Origin of the sequence: Dictyobacter arantiisoli, from assembly GCF_008326305.1 — a bacterium.
GTDB classification, from domain to species: Bacteria; Chloroflexota; Ktedonobacteria; order Ktedonobacterales; family Ktedonobacteraceae; genus Dictyobacter; species Dictyobacter arantiisoli.
On sequence record NZ_BIXY01000006.1, the window covers coordinates 101,502 to 119,964 of the forward strand.

At 48.8% G+C, this 18,463-nt stretch carries 9 protein-coding genes; all 9 read left to right on the plus strand.

The genetic code is table 11. From position 1 onward, the window contains the following. Positions 1 to 14: 14 nt before the first annotated feature. The 9 genes from F1593_RS03605 (at position 15) to F1593_RS03645 (ending at position 17,857) form a co-directional block, all read left to right on the plus strand. Complete coding sequence (locus F1593_RS03605; protein WP_149400182.1) at positions 15 to 9,164, plus strand: SDR family NAD(P)-dependent oxidoreductase; 9,150 nt, start codon at positions 15 to 17, stop codon at positions 9,162 to 9,164. A 244-nt stretch (positions 9,165 to 9,408) separates the two neighbouring features. After that, positions 9,409 to 10,632 carry a beta-ketoacyl synthase N-terminal-like domain-containing protein gene (locus tag F1593_RS03610; RefSeq protein ID WP_149400183.1) on the plus strand — a complete coding sequence of 408 codons (1,224 nt, stop codon included), beginning with the start codon at positions 9,409 to 9,411 and terminating at the stop codon, positions 10,630 to 10,632. A 30-nt stretch (positions 10,633 to 10,662) separates the two neighbouring features. Beyond that, positions 10,663 to 11,922, plus strand: a complete 1,260-nt coding sequence (locus tag F1593_RS03615; protein ID WP_149400184.1) for a hydroxymethylglutaryl-CoA synthase family protein — start codon at positions 10,663 to 10,665, stop codon at positions 11,920 to 11,922. After that, on the plus strand, positions 11,922 to 12,689 hold the full coding sequence (locus F1593_RS03620; protein WP_149400185.1) for an enoyl-CoA hydratase/isomerase: 768 nt from the start codon (positions 11,922 to 11,924) through the stop codon (positions 12,687 to 12,689). Before F1593_RS03615 ends, F1593_RS03620 begins: the two co-directional genes overlap by 1 nt. Further along, a complete protein-coding gene (locus F1593_RS03625; protein WP_149400186.1) occupies positions 12,686 to 13,435 on the plus strand; it encodes a polyketide synthase in 750 nt (249 codons plus the stop codon). Before F1593_RS03620 ends, F1593_RS03625 begins: the two co-directional genes overlap by 4 nt. A 57-nt stretch (positions 13,436 to 13,492) precedes the next feature. Next, positions 13,493 to 15,517, plus strand: coding sequence for a polyketide synthase (locus F1593_RS28165; RefSeq protein ID WP_172631837.1), 2,025 nt, complete (start codon positions 13,493 to 13,495; stop codon positions 15,515 to 15,517). A 141-nt stretch (positions 15,518 to 15,658) separates the two neighbouring features. Beyond that, complete coding sequence (locus F1593_RS03635; RefSeq protein ID WP_149400187.1) at positions 15,659 to 16,126, plus strand: SRPBCC family protein; 468 nt, start codon at positions 15,659 to 15,661, stop codon at positions 16,124 to 16,126. Positions 16,127 to 16,188: 62 nt separating this feature from the next. Further along, positions 16,189 to 16,776, plus strand: a complete 588-nt coding sequence (gene nusG, locus F1593_RS03640; protein ID WP_149400188.1) for a transcription termination/antitermination protein NusG — start codon at positions 16,189 to 16,191, stop codon at positions 16,774 to 16,776. Between the two features lie 565 nt (positions 16,777 to 17,341). Further along, positions 17,342 to 17,857, plus strand: a complete 516-nt coding sequence (locus F1593_RS03645; protein WP_149400189.1) for a tetratricopeptide repeat protein — start codon at positions 17,342 to 17,344, stop codon at positions 17,855 to 17,857. Positions 17,858 to 18,463: the final 606 nt, after the last annotated feature.

Below are 18,463 nucleotides of genomic sequence, written 5' to 3' on the forward strand. Positions count from 1 at the left end.
AAGGAGAATGACTGATGGAGCAGATGGACCAGGTTCTGAGCAAATTGCTATGGGGGCAGTTGCGCTATAGTGGACTATTTACGCATACCCGGGGCAGTATTACTGATCTTACGAGCAGCCATGGAATACACGAGACCTATACACAATGGCTGATAGCGAGTCTTGCCTTTCTGGCTCAAGCAGGCTATCTCAGCTATAATGAGGATAGAGATACCTATACAGTGTTGGATAGCACGCCTCTTGATCATGACGCGCTCTGGCAGGAGTGGGAACAACAGAAGATAGTCTGGCAATCTAATCCTGATACCAGGGCTCATATTCAACTCGTTGAGACCATGCTCCGCAGCCTGCCCGCTATCCTGACTCGAAAAAAGCTGGCCACTGACATTATGTTCCCACATGCCTCGCTACAACTGGTGGAGGGTATCTATAAAAACAACGTCGTAGCGGACTATTTTAATGATGTCCTGGCTCAGACGCTCATCCTTGCTCTGGAAGAATTGTTACAGCAAGATCCAGTTGCAGAAATTCGCATCCTTGAAATCGGTGCGGGGAGCGGAGGAACGAGTACGATTCTCTTTAAAAAGCTACAGCCATATCAGACGCATATCAAAGAATACTGCTTCACGGATATTTCTAAAGCTTTTCTTCACTATGCCGAAAAAACATTCTCGCCCAGCTATCCATATATCACATACGCTCTCTTCAATGTAGAAAACCCACCGGCACGCCAGGAGATCAAAGTAGGAAACTACGATATTGTGATTGCGGCAAATGTCTTACATGCAACGCATAATATCAAACGTACCGTGAATAATGCTAAAGCCCTTCTGCGCAAAAATGGATTACTTTTACTGAATGAGATTAGCAACAATTCGCTGTTTACTCACCTGACCTTCGGCCTTTTGGAGGGTTGGTGGTCATATGAAGATCCCGCTTTACGCATTCCAGGCTGTCCCGCTCTAGCACCTGATACCTGGCAACAGGTCCTGGATAAGGAAGGTTTCCATTCAATATTTTTCCCTGCCGCAGAGTCACATGCGTTGGGACAACAAATTATTGTTGCCGCAAGTGATGGCGTGCTCCGTGTGGTAAACGATCAATCACCTGCTGCCAGTATCCCTGCTCCAAAGCACACAGAGCAAGCTTCATCTCCGCCTGCTAAGCCACAACGATCAAAAATTGCCAGTACTGGCAATGCTCTAGATCAGATGGCGGAAGAGTATGTTAAAGAATTATTACTAGAGGCTGTATCCGAAACCCTCAAAATAGAGCGCAGTCTGATCGATCTGGATAGCTCATTCGCAGATTATGGGCTTGATTCAATCCTGGGTGTCAACCTGGCAAAAACTATCTCAGAAACTTTCCAGATCGATTTCCCAACAACTGATCTGTTCGACTACAGCTCAATTAACCTGTTAGCACGCCATATCGCAACAACTTATACCGAAGTAATCGTCCCGCAAGGACAAACCAGCAACGGACGTTATCATACGCCTTCACCTGCACCTTCTTCACAAATAGACACCAGCCAGATTGTCCATGAACATGATATTCTACAAAGAGCGGCAGACACGAGTAGCCAATCTCTACACGAACCCATTGCGATCATTGGCATGAGCGGTCGCTTTGCCCACTCAGAAAATGTTGAGGCATTGTGGCAACATCTGGCTAACGGCGATGATCTGGTGGACCCCATTAAACGCTGGGATCTCTCTCAGTATTATCCTGCTGATGCCACATATTGTAACTATGGCAGCTTCCTGGACAAAATTGATACTTTCGATCCTCTTTTTTTCAATATCTCAGGAATGGAAGCAACTTATATGGACCCGCAACAGCGCATCTTTCTGGAGGAATCCTGGCGAGCACTGGAGGATGCAGGCTATGCAGGCACAAGCATCGGAGGTAGTCAGTGTGGAGTCTATGTCGGTTGTGCAGCAGGTGATTACACAGCATTATTTGCGGGAGATCCACCACCTCAAGCGCTGTGGGGCTCCTTAAATTCGGCAGTCGCCGCACGCATCTCTTATTATCTGGATTTACAGGGGCCAGCTCTTACGGTCGATACCGCCTGCTCTAGTTCACTGGTCGCCATTCATCTCGCCTGTCAAAGCCTCTGGTCAGGCGAAACAGAGATGGCATTGGCGGGCGGTATTTATATTCAAACAACCCCGCAATATTATCTGCTGGCGAACCGGGCAAGTATGCTCTCACCGACCGGACACTGCTATACTTTTGATGATCGAGCCGATGGGATGGTGCCAGGAGAAGCAGTCGGAGTTGTGGTGCTTAAACGACTCAGTGCAGCCCTGGCTGATGGTGATCATATCCACGGTATTATTCGTGGCTCTGGCATCAATCAGGATGGTACGACCAATGGCATCACTGCTCCTAGCCTTAAATCGCAGGAACGACTGGAGCAGTATGTCTATGATACATTCCAGATAGATCCAGCGGAGATCCAGATGGTGGAGGCCCATGGCACCGGTACAAAACTGGGCGATCCTATTGAGTATCAGGCCATCAGCCGTGCTTTCCGCCATTACACTGAGAAGAAAGCATATGCAGCCATTGGTTCACTAAAAACCAATCTAGGACATACCCAATTGGCTTCTGGAGTAGCTGGATTGATCAAGATCTTGCTATCTCTGAAACATCAACAGATTCCACCATCGCTCCATTTTCAGTCTGGCAATCCAGCCATCCAATTCTCTGAGAGCCCATTCTATGTCAATACACACTTGACTCCCTGGGAAATTCCATCAGGCACTACACGCCGGGCAGCCATCAGCTCTTTTGGTGCAACAGGCACTAATGCCCACATGGTCATTGAGGAGGCCCCCGCAGTCACATGGCGCCATCGTGCAAAACCAGGCTATCTCATTGTGCTCTCCGCTCAGACCCACGAACAATTGCGTCAGCAAGCCGAGCAACTCGTGACTTTTTGCCGTCGAGAGCCTGAAAGCGACTGCGGCAATATGAGCTATACGCTGTTCGTGGGACGAAAACACTTCAAGCATCGATTGGCCTGCGTTGTGAGCAAGCCAACAGAACTTATAGAGGTGTTAACAGCCTGGCTGGAGAAGGGCAAAGTCACCCAACAGCTTCTGCTTTCAGAGGTTCGTGAGAACGAACGGCGTGAGCAACTCTCATTAAAACGCTATGGCAACCAGTGTATCCAGAACTGCTTGCAGGTACAGGATGCAAACGAGTACATAGAACAACTCACAACTATTGCAGACCTGTATGTACAGGGATATCGTCTGGAATACGCTCAATTATTTACCAGTGACTCCAATGATATCAACCAGCAATACATGCGTCTGTCTCTCCCTACCTATCCCTTTGCCCTTGAGCGTTATTGGGTCGCTGAACATGGTCAGGAGTCTCAAACCACCTCGGCAAACAGGGTACAAACCACATCTTTCCTGCATCCTTTACTTCAACAAAATACCTCAAATTTGACCGAGCAACGCTTCAGCTCAACCTTTACGGGTTACGAGTCATTCCTCCCCATCTATCACTGGCAGGGGCAGCGCGTCTTCCCTGGCACGACGTATCTCGAAATGGCCCAGGCCGCTGTGGCATACTCACTTAAGGATACCGATGCAGAGCAAACTGGCTTTTATTTTAAGCAGCTCACATGGAATACACCGGTATTCTTGCCCCCTGATCCATTCACGCTCCACATTAGCCTTACCCCTCAATCGGCTGACACACTGCTATATGAAATCTATACAGATACCCCGGCATCAACTACGGATACAGATCTCTCTTCTTATCACCGGGGAAATGTGATATTGCACGCTCCTCCCGCTCTGCCAGCGCGTAATTTGGCCGAAATCCAGGCACGTTGTCAGACACAGACATTCTCTTCTCAAGAATGGTCGGAAATGCTAACAACGAAGGGAATGAGCATTCCAGCACTGACACAGGTCATAGAGACGCTAGCAATTGGGCCAGATCTGGTAATAGCCAGACTCTCTTTATCGGAGAACCTCTTAAAGGAATGGCCCGCTATCAGCCTCCCTCCCATCCTGCTTGAGGCAGCTTTACAGCTCTCGACTGGCTTGCAGTTGTCCTCAAATCAACCACTTTCACCTTCTGTATTGCAAGCAGTTGAGGAAGCAACCATCTTCAGTCCTTGCCGCGCCAATATGTGGGCAATCCTCCAGACAAGCCAGACAGATCCCGCCAGACTGGATCTTGATCTCTGCGACGAAAATGGAAACATCCTGTTGCATCTGTCGGGTATCACGCTACAAACCCCAATGACGAAGGCGCTAGCACTTCCGAGCGTTGAAAAAACTATGGAGACTCCTGCCAATACCGCAACAGCTTCAGAGCTACTGGTCTTTGGAGAACACTGGCAAACGACATCAGAACTTCCAGGCTCACCGACCTTACAAGTGCCTCGTACGTTGCTCTGCTTCCTCTCCAATCCACACGCTCAACAGGAACTCGCCACGGCACTCCATGCCTTTGCGCCCAACTGCACCCTCCTCTTCATCACACAAGGCACTTCTTTCTCACAGCCAACTCCTTATCACTATACGTTAGATCCAACATCGCCCTCTGCCTATCAACAAGCGTTACACGCACTTCACCTCGAACATGGACACATCGATACTATCTTCTATCTCTGGCCGCTGGAAGATTCTACCTACCGCTATGATCCCACCTGTCTAACCTCTCTATTGCAGGCGTTGCCCACTCCTTCTCTCTCTCTACCAACCCGCTTACTCTGGGGAACGACATTTGCCAACGAGTTGGAACGTGTGGCGGTGGAAGCATGGATAAGCCTCGAACGCTCTCTTGGCATTATTCTGCCTCAACTTCAGCTCTCAGGCATCATTGCGCCAGCAGTTTCAGCAGAAAATATCATCCGCTGGACTCAGTGGCTCTGGCAATCGCTGCAACTCCCACGCGCACAAAGTGTCTTTTACACAGATGATGCTCATCCTGCACTTCTGCGCATTCAGCCGCTCTCGTTGCAGCCAAACGTCAATTCCCCCTTGCGTCAAAAAGGCACCTATCTGATCACAGGAGGCATGGGTGGACTGGGACAACTCTTCGCTGCTTATCTGGCGCGTACCTACTCGGCACGCTTGCTCTTGATCGGTCGCTCACCATTAGATGCAATAAAACAGGCTGCTTTCGCCTCCTTAGAAGCCGCCGGGGGGAAAGTGCTCTATATGCAGGCAGATGTCTGCAATCCCAACTCACTGCGCGAAGCTCTACGTGTCGGTAAAGAGCGATTTGGTCCTCTCCATGGCGTGATCCATGCAGCCGGGCTGCCCAGTCACCAAACCTTCTTGCAAAAGAGTCGGGACACGTTTCAAGCTATCCTGGCACCCAAGATCCAGGGCACACTCCTCCTCGACGAATTGCTCGCCCAGGAGCCACTGGACTTCGCCTGCTATTTCTCTTCTTCCTCAGCTATCCTTGGTGACTTTGGTGCAGGGGATTATGCTCTGGGCAATCGTTTCCTGATGACCTATGGTCGACTGCGTGAACAATGGCGGCAACAGGGTAAGCGCTCTGGAAAAACGCTGGTGATCAACTGGCCATTGTGGCGAGAAGGTGGCATGGATATTGGTGATACTGAACAGACACAGATGTATCTGGCATCCAGTGGACAACGCTTCCTGGAATCCTCAGAGGGGTTGCAACTCTTTGAGCAACTCCTCTCTCAGCCTGATCTTGATACTCAGTATCTGGTTCTGGCCGGTCAGCCCGCTCGTATCAATCACTTTCTCGGTCTTCAGGATAAGGAACCTGTCCCAAATCTGTCTACAACGCACATAGTCAATCCTGGTCGAACGGGCAGACAGGCACATATGAAGGGTTGGCGCATCGAGCAATGTCTGGAATGGGATCTCAGTAATTTGATCAGTCAGATGCTGAAGTTAGAGCGAGAGCGCATTGATCGCAGCACCAATCTCACCGATTTCGGCTTTGATTCAATCAGCCTGGCCGAATTTGCCAGGGTGCTTTCTCAGTACTATGGGCTCTCCATCACTCCAGCATTGTTCTTCGGCTATCCAACTCTGGAGCGACTGGCAAACTATCTCCTTACCGAACAGAGGGAGGCGATGAATACGTTCTATAGCGAGCACGTGGACAATCTCTCAGCAGCAATTCCCCTGGAGAAAACACTTTCCCCCCAGACGAAAAAGCTGCCGCGCCAACGATCAAAAAAGATGCGGTTTCTGGCCGGGAATACGCCGCTACCTGCAACAGAGCCGATTGCAATCATTGGTATGAGTGGTCGCTTCCCGCAAGCCCGTAACATCGACGAGTTCTGGACCATTCTATCTAAAGGGCAGGATGCAGTCAGCGCGCCTCCAGCGGGACGTTTTCCACAACATTCAGAAGCAACATGGCGTGGCGGCTGGGTTCCTGGCGTAAGTGAGTTCGATCCAGCCTTCTTTGGTATCTCACCACGTGAAGCAGAGTTTATGGATCCACGGCAGCGACTTCTCCTACAGGAAGCCTGGAACGCCCTGGAGGATGCTGGCTACGGTCCCGAGCAGATTGACCATAACAAAATTGCGATGTTCGTCGGAGTAGAAAATGGTGACTATCAGTTCTTAACGGGTGCCTCAGGTGCCAACGCTCCTATCACCTCTAACCACGATGGTATCCTGGCTGCACGTCTGGCCTATTTCTTAAATTTACATGGGCCAGTGATGTCCATCAATACCGCCTGCTCATCCGGTCTGGTAGCAACTCACGAAGCCTGTTTGAGCCTGCGCAACCAGGAGTGTGATACAGCCATCGCAGCAGGTGTCAATCTGATCCTCTATGAGAGAACGTTTATGGCGATCAATCAGGCAGGCATGTTATCGCAGGATGGCACCTGTTTCGCCTTCGATAAACGTGCCAATGGGATGGTCCCTGGTGAGGCAGTAGCTGTTGTTGTGCTTAAACGCCTTTCACAGGCTATCGCCGATGGTGACCCCATTTACGCCCTCATTAAAGGTAGTGGCATCAATTATGATGGCAAAACCAATGGAATTACCGCCCCTAACGGTGTAGCACAAACAGCTCTGCTTAAAAGCATTTATGACAAATATCAGATCAATCCAGAACAGATCGAGTATATCGTTGCTCATGGCACAGGGACGCGTCTGGGAGATCCTATCGAGGTTAATGCACTCTATGATACCTTTAAAAGCTATACCCAGAAACAGGGCTACTGTGCGCTGACTTCAACCAAAACGAATGTGGGTCATACCTTTGCAGCCTCAGGTCTGGTTAGCCTTATTGCATTGGTCCAGGCACTACGCCATAATACAATTCCAGCTAGCCTGCATTGTAAAGAGGAAAACGACTTTATCACCTGGGAAGAGAGCTCGTTTTATGTCAATAAATCAGCCCGACCATGGCTGGCATCGCCTACTCATCCACGCCTGGGTGCAGTAAGTGCTTTTGGTGTTAGTGGCACAAATGCACATATGGTTATAGAGGATTATCTTCCTGAAGAGATACATGATCAACAGAACGATACGCCTCCTTTCCGACTATTGGTCTTCTCTGCCAGGACCGAAGAGAAGCTCATAACCAGAATGGCGGATATGCTCGCCTTCATGCGTACCAGCAACGCACAGGACCTGGATATCGCGGCTCTCAGTTATACATTGATGACAGGACGCCAGCATTTCTCCTGGCGCTGTGCCATAGTGGTACAGGATTATGAAGATGCACTTCAGGTCTTACAGCAGGCGACACAGAAGGGAAAACATCCTCATCTATTTCAGGGTAGCGTCGCCCGCGATTTTGCTGGCCATCAGGCGATGTATCAATATATCCAGGATGCAACTGAGCGTAGTCACACCTTAACACAAAACAGTAGCAAGTATCTGGAAACGCTGCAACTCCTGGCGGATCTCTATTGCCAGGGTTATGAAATTCCGTGGAAACACCTCTATGGTGTTAGAAAACCTGTACGCTTGCATCTCCCCACCTATCCATTTTCCAGAGAAAACTATTGGGTCCGAGAAACACCTATCGTCATACCTATGGCACAGGCTCCACAGACATCACAATCATCCTCTCCACAGGCTCCACAAACATCACAGGCTTCAGCGACGCCACCTGACTCAACACAGGCCGCTCAGCGTCTACAGCCTCTCATGCCTTCTACCAGCATAGATCCGCAGAGAATCACCCTGGAGCCCACTGTTGCTATTCCAGCAATCCATAATTCGCAGTTAAACAAGCCGATTATTAGTCTAGCAACAAACACTCTCCCAGAAACGCCGCTCTCCCTGGTTCGTAAGACAGAGCCACAGCCACTGCCCACCCTGGATCGTGAGGAGGAGTCACAAACTGCTTCAGCGCTACCAACCCTGGCTTCAGAGGAGGAACTTCAACATCAGCTGTTACTGAGTCTGGCTGAGGCTTTAGTAATAGATAGCAATGAACTAGACGTAGACACCAGTTTTATTGATCTTGGCCTCGATTCCATCATTGGTGTGGAATGGATACAGACCATCAACAAAACCTACCAACTCACACTCTCAGCACCAACGCTCTACGAACATCCAACTATTCGCGAATTAGCTAGCTATGTGAGTCACGAACAGGTACAAGCAGGAAAACACATACCCGAAATCCCAATCCAGCCTGTTGCTGTGTCACATACACAACCCGCCATCCAACTCTCAAGCATAGAAACAGAAGCACCACGACATACACACCCAACAAGCAGCGATGCAAGTACACCAATCCCTACGCCACCGGCATCTACCAGTAGAACATCTCAGGCGGCGCATCTGGAGAAGCTAACGTATCTGCTCGCCGAAGCACTGGCCATGGATCGCGCCGGGCTCGATGTGGATACCAATTTCATTGATCTTGGCCTCGATTCCATCATAGGAGTGGAATGGATACAAACGGTCAACAAACACTATAACCTGTCTCTGACAGCCAGTGTCCTCTACGATTATCCCAATCTGCGGGCCTTCGCAGCATTCCTGGAACAGGAGCAGATAGCGCCAATGGGAAGCCCTCAGATAACGTCAGCCTCATCATTGCAGGAATTAATCCGGCAGGTACAACAAGGAGTACTCAGCGCTGAACAGGCCAACCAATGGCTGCAAGAAATGAGTCAGCACAGCGATGGAAACACCGCTACAACGCTGAACAGTCGATAACCAGAAAGGAACATAGACTTGACAAAAACGCTTAGTGATTGTAAAGTTCATGTGTATCTAATTACTCTTGTTACCATACATGGAAGATAGAAAGATCAATATCGATAAAAATATCGATATTATCAAACTAACCATTTTAGTATTAGTTTGTTAAAAGGTTATGCCATACTTGTAAGGTGTCAGGGGATTTTGTTCGGCTTTTTTTCCCCTCACTGTCCATCATGAAGGGATTGGTTTTGCTTCTATGAAAAATCACCACCTACCCGACTTGATCATTACTGGTCTGGGCATCACTTCCCCCATCGGACAAGGAAAAACAGCCTTTACAACCGCTCTTATGCAAGGGCACCATGCTTTTGGCGTTATGCAACGTGCCGGCAGGCAGAAAGACACGGAGTTTCTAGGGGCAGAACTTCCAGCGCTCACCTTTCCTGAGCAGTTTCCCCAACGGCTCCTGCGCACACTTACGCTGTCCGGCCAGGCCGCACTGGTTACGCTCCATGAAGCCTGGAATGATGCACAATTAGCTGCCGTTGATCCTCAACGTATTGGACTCGTCGTTGGCGGCTCCAATCTGCAGCAGCGAACATTACTTCAGACCTACGAAGCCTATTCCGACCGCATCGACTTTCTCCGTCCCACCTTTGGCTTCTCGTTCATGGATAGTGATCTCTGCGGACTCTGTACCGAACAGTTCAATATTCAAGGCAGTGCCTACACACTCGGAAGCGCATCCGCCAGTGGTCAGGCAGCCATTTTGCAGGCAATGCAAAACATACAAACCGGCCAGGTCGATGTCTGTATTGCGCTAGGTGCTCTGCTCGATCTCTCATATCTGGAATGTCAGGCTTTACGTACGTTGGGCGCAATGGGAAGTGATCGTTACGCTGATAACCCGGATCTAGCCTGTCGCCCCTTTGATGCGCAACACGATGGTTTCATTTATGGCGAGAACTGCGGAGCGGTGGTCATTGAACGTGCAAATACAGACCATGCACGCTCGGTCAGTCCTTATGCCAGTATCCTGGGAGGCGCCATGACAATGGACGGCAATCGCAATCCCAATCCTTCTTATCAAGGAGAGGTGCGTGCGATCCAAATGGCTCTGGCACAAGCAAACATCTCGGCCAATCAGATCGACTATATCAATCCTCATGGCACCGGGTCCCTGATCGGCGATGAGACAGAGATCAATGCTATCATCGATTGCCAGCTTGCGCATGCTTCCATCAACACAACAAAATCACTCACCGGGCACGGTTTAAGTGCGGCTGGCACGGTCGAGTTAATTGCAACCCTGATACAAATGGAAGCGCAACAACTTCATCCCAGTAGAAATCTGAAGGAACCAATCCAAGCTGACTGTAACTGGGTACGCGAAAAAGCGCGGCCACAGATTATTGAACACGCTCTGACGTTGAGTATGGGCTTCGGCGGAGTAAATACAGCTATCTGCTTAAAACGATGAACTGGATACGACACATCAGGAGGTATTACCTTGGTCGCTGTTGGCATTGAAGCAATGAATGTATTCGGCGGAACGGCTTATTTGAACGTTATGGAACTGGCTAAATATCGGAAATTGGATACAACACGCTTTGAGAATCTGCTCATGCATGAAAAAGCGGTCGCACTTCCCTATGAGGACCCAATTACCTTTGCCGTGAATGCCGCCAAACCTATAGTTGATGCGCTTAGCACGGAAGAAAAAGATCGCATTGAACTACTGGTTGCCTGCACAGAATCAGGTATTGACTTCAGTAAATCGATGTCCACTTATATTCATCACTATCTGGGACTCAATCGCAATTGCCGCCTTTTTGAATTAAAAAACGCTTGCTACGCCGGAACAGCTGGTTTTCAGATGGCTATCAATTTCATTCTCTCTCAGGCTTCCCCCGGCGCGAAAGCCCTGGTAGTAGCTACCGATATTTCCCGCTTCATTGTAGCAGAGGGCGGCGAGGCTTTGACCGAAGACTGGTCTTATGCAGAACCCAGTAGCGGCGCAGGCGCGGTCGCAGTACTGGTCAGTGAGAATCCTAAAGTCTTTCAAGTTGATGCCGGAGCCAACGGCTACTACGGCTACGAAGTCATGGATACCTGCCGACCACTCCCAGATGGTGAGGCTGGTGACTCAGATCGTTCTTTACTCTCCTACCTGGATTGTTGTGAAAATGCGTACCTGGAATATCAGAAACGTGTCGCTGGTGTCAATTATCGTGATACATTTCAATATCTGGCGTTCCATACACCCTTTGGCGGCATGGTCAAAGGAGCACACCGCAGCATGATGCGGAAGATGGTCAAGGCAACACCCGCGGAAATCGAACAGGACTTTCAGCAACGCATTACACCGGGGTTGGTCTACTGCCAGCGCGTCGGCAATATTATGGGTGGTACAGTCCTCCTTTCGCTTGCCAGCACCATTGACAATGGTCAATTCGCAACCCCTAAACGCGTCGGTCTCTTCTCATACGGATCAGGCTGTTGCTCAGAGTTTTACAGTGGGGTCATCACAACCCAGGCTCGTGACCTCCAACGCCGCTTCGCGATCGGACAGCGACTCAATGAGCGCTATCGCTTGAATATGGAGCAATATATGACGCTGCTGATGGGCAGTGGTGCTGTAAAATTCGGAACTCGCAACGTGACACTGGATCAGAACTTACTTCCTGAAGCATTTGAAACATCTCAGGGCAAGGGGCTCTTATTCCTTGAAAGGATTCACGAGTTCCATCGTGAGTACAGGTTTTTCTAATGGAATACCAGACAATTCATGTTCGCTTTCAGGGAACCATCTGTTTCTTGCAACTGCATCGTCCACAGGCGAATAATACCATCAATGATCAGTTGATTGCAGAGTGCCTGCAGGTACTCACAGCCTGTGAGGAAAACATTACCATAGTGGTCCTGGAAGGACTCCCAGAAGTCTTCTGCTTTGGTGCCGACTTTCAAGATATTCACGATACGGTGGGTAGAGGACTGCCAACAGAACATGATCCCGAACCTCTGTATAATCTCTGGCTCAAATTAGCTACCGGCCCTTACATCACCATTGCTCATGTGCGGGGCAAAGCTAACGCTGGCGGAGTCGGTTTTGTGGCCGCCTGTGATATCGTGCTTGCCGATCAAACGGCGGTCTTCAGCTTATCTGAACTCTTATTTGGACTATTCCCAGCCTGTGTGCTCCCATTCCTGATTCGCCGTGTAGGACTACAAAAGGCTCACTATCTGACGCTCATGACACAACCAGCGACCGTTCAACAAGCACATGCATGGCATCTGGTTGATGTCTATGAGGAACAAAGCACAATATTACTACGCAAACATTTACAGCGTCTTCGCCACCTGTCCAAACATGGAATTAGCAGCTACAAGCGCTATTTGCACCAATTGGATAATAGCCTGCAGCAATCAAAGATGCAGGCTCTGACAGCCAATCGAGACATGTTTGCGAATCCTCAGACTCTTGAGGGTATTTTCCAGTTTATTGAACATAAACAATTTCCCTGGGAGAAATCATGACGCAATCAGTTCTTGACATCCACGAAGTGACCCCTGAGATTGTACAGGTAACAATGCAAGATCGGGCTCATAAAAATACTTTTTCCCGCCAGTTAGTTGATGGCTTGCTCCAGGCATTTGCCGCTATCTCCACCAATCAACGCTATAAGTGTGTTGTTCTTACTGGCTATGATGGCTACTTTGCCTCTGGTGGTACGCAGGAATCACTTCTCGCAATCTATGAAGGACGAGAAAAATTCACGGATACCAGTCTCTACAGCCTGGCTCTGGATTGCCAGATTCCAGTCATCGCAGCGATGCAGGGACATGCGATTGGTGGCGGTTTTGTAATGGGGCTGTTTGCCGACTTCGTTATTCTGGGGCGTGAGTGTGTGTATACTACAAATTTTATGAAATATGGTTTTACACCCGGCATGGGCGCCACTTTTATTGTCCCACAGAAATTGGGTCTGAGTCTTGCTGAAGAGTTATTACTCAATGCAGGCAACTACCGTGGCGCTGAACTGGAGAAGCGTGGCATCCCTTTCACAGTCTTACCCAAAGCCGAAGTGCTGAATCATGCACTGGATCTGGCGCAACAACTTGCTGAAAAACCACGGCACTCTTTATGCATTCTAAAAGATCATCTGGTGGCTCCACTACGCGATCAGCTTGCTCGCGTGATCGAGCAGGAAGTAGCCATGCATGAAAAAACCTTCCACCATCAGGAAGTAAAACAGCGCATCTCTACCTTATTTGGCAAATAATCTCTCTATCGTACACCGCGCACTGAGAAAACAAGTATAAGAGTAAAGAGTAATTGGATGGATTCAAAAGAGATCTTTCATGCACTACAAAGCGGCACAATGAGTTCTGAGGATGCGGAACAGGCCCTTCTAACCCTGCTGAATACAACGCCCACACCATCTGCAAAGGAACATTCCTCAGAGACGTCAAAAACACAACAACTAGCATCAGAACTGTCTGAACTCGGTACGGTAGAAAACCGAGATCATCCACTAGCGAATTTCATTGACTCACTCCAGGCAAGGCCCGTTGTCGATCTTGTGGATTTCACGCCTGAAATTGTTCAGGTCACCATGAATGATCGGGCCAATAAAAATACCTTTTCGGTTGATTTAATCATTGGTTTGATGCAAGCCTTTCAGACCATTCGCGCCAGTAGCACCTATAAAGTGGTCATTCTGACTGGTTATGAGCGTTACTTTAGCTGCGGAGGAAATCAAGATGGCTTGCAGGCTCTACAAGAGGGAAAAGTAAAAATGACCGATATTAATCTTCACTCCCTCTTGCTGGACTGTGAGATCCCGGTTATAGCAGCCCTCCAGGGACATGCGATTGGCGGTGGCTGGTGCTTTGGTCTATTTAGCGATTTTGTAGTTATGAGCAAGGAAAGTACCTACACCTGCAATCATATGCGCTACGGTTTCACTCCTGGTGACGGAGCAACCTTCATTTTTCCGCTCAAGTTCGGTTCTGTACTGGCTCAGGAAATCTTATTTACTGGTAAGGTCTATCGTGGCGCAGAGTTACAAGCCAAAGGGGCCCCAATTCCCATTGTTCCAGGCAAGGAAGTGCTCTCCTATGCGCAGCAACTGGCCAGAGATCTTGCCGAGGTCCCTCGTCTATCACTGACTTTATTAAAAGCACACATGATTGAGACAATCAAGGCTCAACTTCCTTCGGTTCTGGAGAAGGAATGGAAGATGCAGGAACAAACCTTTGTCAATAACGCTGCGGTCATGCAAAGGATTCAAGCTACCTTCGAGCAATCGCCAATGCAAAAAAATGGGAGAATACAGCACACGCCAGCAGAACAACCACCTTCTGCCACATCTGCTGCTCCCCGGCTGCTCAATGGTGAACAATCTTCAGTGCCAAAGGTCTCTACAACAAATCTTGAGACACCTATCACTGAACGTTATCCTGAACTCATCGCACTCAACCACAGAACGCAGGGCCGTCCCATTATATGGCTACATGGAGATGGTGGTGGGGTCGAGGGCTATCATAGTATTGCACAGCAGATTTCACGTCCTTTTTATGGCATTCAGGCACGGGGTCGCCAGACTGATCACGCTCCTCTTGAAGGTATTGCGGCCATGGCAGCCTATTATATACACATCATTCAGATGCTGCAACCAATGGGACCATACGACGTCGGTGGATACGCGCTGGGCGGACTCCTGGCTTATGAGATTACCCGCCAACTTCAAGTAGCGGGCCAACAAGTCTCGACCCTGGTTATGTTGGATACATTGGACCCGGGCAGTCAGCGTCAGATCGTTATTTCGCCTCGCACAAAGATCGTGCAGGCAATCAATCTGGCCTTGCTCAACAGGCTTCGGCAGGAACCTGAAAAGCTCTTCCAAAAGCTCATTCGTCCACAGGAAATATCTGAACAGAATACAGAACAAGAGCTTCTGGTACAGGGTATTCGCCTGGGCAGAACCCGTGGACTCTCTCTTACAAAAACCGAAGACGAACTATACACCATTTTTCAGAAGAATCTACAGATACAAGAGGCTTTTGCCGCCGAGCAATTCATTATACAACCGTTGCCAGATCCACAATCCGTCACCTGTTGCTATTTCCGCAATGCAGGCGAACTTTTCTATGGTGACTTCCAACCTTTTTTAACAGACGTTTCCGATCACATTTCCATCGATCATGTTCACTACTGGCAGGAATGGTCACAACACTTCACCCATTTTCAACTGCTAGACGTAGCTGCATCCAACCATATAACACTGCTATTCGAACCAACAGTCATTCACACCATTACGACATTCTGCGCCCAACTCTACGGCAACGACAACAAACCATAATTCTATCTGCATACAGCACTTAACGATCAGAATTCAAATTTGCTGGAGAGACCAAAAAGGTTTAGGTGACAACCTTTATTGGCAAGCACGCGCCTCCCTATGCGAGGAGCGACACAGCAAGACAGTATCAAGGAGGAACCTATGGCGACAATTCGTGTAGAAACCTATATCCAGGCTCCGATTGAACTTTGTTTCGACCTCTCACGCAGTGTTAACATGCACGATGAGCCCCCGGTAGCGGGTGTGACGAGCGGCTTATTAGAACTCAATGACACCATTACGACTGAATCGGTACGCTTCGGCACCAGACAATCCATCACCTCTCAAATCAGTGAAATGGAACACCCATACAGATTTGTTGATGTACTGACCCGTGGATATTTTAAGATCCTGCGTCACACTCATCTCTTTACTGCCGAGAAGCAGGGCACGCTTATGGTTGATGAGCTGGAATTCCGCTCACCCGGAAGATTTGCCCCACTTGTTGATCAACTCCTGCTCAAGCAATATATGCGCCGTATTCTCCTAAAACGCAATCTACATATCAAACAGGTCGCAGAATCGGGTCAGACCGACAAGTATTTACAGAGTAACTCCAAAAGTATGTAGCATTTGTAGAGAATTTATCAAAAGCAACAGAGGGAGGGATATCATTGGACTCATGTATTCCTATGGCAAATAATCATGATCCCTGGTACGTTGTACGCTCAAAACCAAGAATGGAGAAATACGCCGCACAAACATTGGAAAATTATCTGGGGCTGGTTGTCTTTGCTCCCCAGGGTAAAATGATAACTCCCCAGAATGAGATTAAATATGTTCCGTTTTTTCCTGGTTATCTTTTCATTCAAGCTTCCCCTCAGAAGTTGCAACCACAACGCATTAACTCCTGTCCAGGTGTACTCCACCTCATCGCATTCGACGGAGAATTGGTCTCCGTTCCTCACACCATTACAGAGACAATTCATAAAAAAATCAATGACTTTAATTGCGAAAATCGGCTCTTGAATCGTCCTTTTCAATCGCATGATCAGATCAGAAGGAAGGAAGAGTCACCAAAAAAGCTAAATATGATCTTTTTAAACTATGAAACGCCTGAGCACCGGGTTCGAGCACTACTCAATGTTCTTGGTCGATTGAAAGAGGTGCAAGTTGATCCTTGCCTCCCAGAAAAATTTCCTGAGGAGCCCCTACGCAAAAGAGTACGTTTCACACGTGGAAGAAAGCGCAAAACCAGACTGCACTCTGACTTTGTATAAGCTCGACTTTGTACGATTTTGAAAACATGAGCTCGAAAATGCTTCGCACTCGCCCTTTTTCTCAGGCTCAAAAGCCTAAAAATGTACAAAGTCGAGGTAAGAGTCCCTGCTCGTATGTCTTGTTTTCAATGCACGTTTAATAACAGAAAATCATTTAAAGGGCAGAGATGCAGGGATGCAATCCCATAGGTGCGAACATAAGGCTTTTCAAGCGGGATTGCAAAGGGCGGCCAGCCCTTTGCCGGGGTTTGGGGTGTCCCCAAATACCCCTTTTTCTTCTTTTCTTCGCCGCCGCGTGCGGCGGCGAGAGGGAGGTGAGAGACCGGGGTACAGCTCCGGACCCCAGGTTAAGGGTTGCACCCTTAACAATCCCGCTTACGTTTGCACTTATGGGATTGCATCCCCTGCACTCCTGCCCATCAAATGAAGGATGACAGAGTGCTATGCTTTGCAGGCTGCTTTCTTTTAAATTACCTGCTCCTCATGCAGCAGGTAAAGACATAATCCTCAATGCATGCTACTATATAACTATTAAACATATCGAGAAAGGACTCGAAGAGAAATAATGAACCGAGAACGTTTAGTCGAAGCCATTCAATTACGCGAAGAGGGACGAGCCAAACAGAATCAAACCATTCTGGAGCAAGCACAGGCACTCCTTCTGGAGTTGAACGCAGCCTATCCCAATGACGCTGAGATCACCTTCCAAAACGCTGTGGTAAATGACAATCTGGGGTTTGGAAAGAAGGCTGTTCCTTTCTATGTGCGCGCCCTCGACCAGGGACTCGCAGGACCCAGCCTGGAGAGAGCCTTACTTGGCCTGGGAAGTACATATCGCGGGCTGGGAGAGTATGAGAAAGCAGTGGAGACATTGCGTCGTGGTGTGCGAGAGTTTCCGCACAATCGGGCCCTTCAGATCTTTCTTGCGATGGCCCTCTACAATTCACAGCAATACAAAGAGGCAATGGAACTCGCTTTGACCAACTTGCTGGAGACTACCACCGACGAAAAGCTCCAGTACTTTAAACGCGGTCTTGAATACTATGCCACCCACCTTGACGAGCAGGGATACGAGGAATAAGCACGTTGAAACATTCAGCGTTTTAGGCCCGCTACCAGCATTCCACCTCCAACCACAAACAAATTGTTTGATTCCCATGCTCTCCACGATCTCTGTCCATGAGTTTTCGCACCTGCGGTACTCAAAAGGGCGCAGGCGCGCATGCGCCTGCCAGCAGGTCAAACAATAAGACCCCGCTGGTGATGGGAATCAAACACTTTAAAAGCTCGACTTTGTACATTTTTAGGCTTTTGAGCTTGCGAAAAAGGGTGTTAAAAAGACCATAACATCACCACTTTGGACGCATAACATCGCCAGTTCTTTGAGCTTGATGTGAAAATTTGTTCTTATCTTTTCTGACGCATATCTTTGCCCAAATTCCATATTGACCCATAAACCTGCCTGAAAAAGCCTCACACCACCTCTCCCGAAATTTTCTCCACACGTCCCGATTTCATCCCTCAATTGGGCAAGCAATTACGTCAATGTGGCGAGCAATTGCGTGGGTGTGTCTCATTGTTTTGCAGAACCCAGAGACGAGGGGGAGGATCGGATGACGTTGCGTCCCCAACGCTTTTGTGCTTCTGTTCGCCCCTTGAGCCCCTTTTGAGCGGGAACAGGATCGGG

What these genes read in the sequence shown, in the direction of transcription:
- F1593_RS03620 (WP_149400185.1), top strand. Translation starts at nt 11,922, where the DNA reads ATGGAATACCAGACAATTCATGTTCGCTTTCAGGGAACCATCTGTTTC.
- F1593_RS03625 (WP_149400186.1), top strand. Translation starts at nt 12,686, where the DNA reads ATGACGCAATCAGTTCTTGACATCCACGAAGTGACCCCTGAGATTGTA.
- F1593_RS03635 (WP_149400187.1), top strand. Translation starts at nt 15,659, where the DNA reads ATGGCGACAATTCGTGTAGAAACCTATATCCAGGCTCCGATTGAACTT.
- nusG (WP_149400188.1), top strand. Translation starts at nt 16,189, where the DNA reads ATGGCAAATAATCATGATCCCTGGTACGTTGTACGCTCAAAACCAAGA.
- F1593_RS03610 (WP_149400183.1), top strand. Translation starts at nt 9,409, where the DNA reads ATGAAAAATCACCACCTACCCGACTTGATCATTACTGGTCTGGGCATC.
- F1593_RS03605 (WP_149400182.1), top strand. Translation starts at nt 15, where the DNA reads ATGGAGCAGATGGACCAGGTTCTGAGCAAATTGCTATGGGGGCAGTTG.
- F1593_RS28165 (WP_172631837.1), top strand. Translation starts at nt 13,493, where the DNA reads ATGGATTCAAAAGAGATCTTTCATGCACTACAAAGCGGCACAATGAGT.
- F1593_RS03645 (WP_149400189.1), top strand. Translation starts at nt 17,342, where the DNA reads ATGAACCGAGAACGTTTAGTCGAAGCCATTCAATTACGCGAAGAGGGA.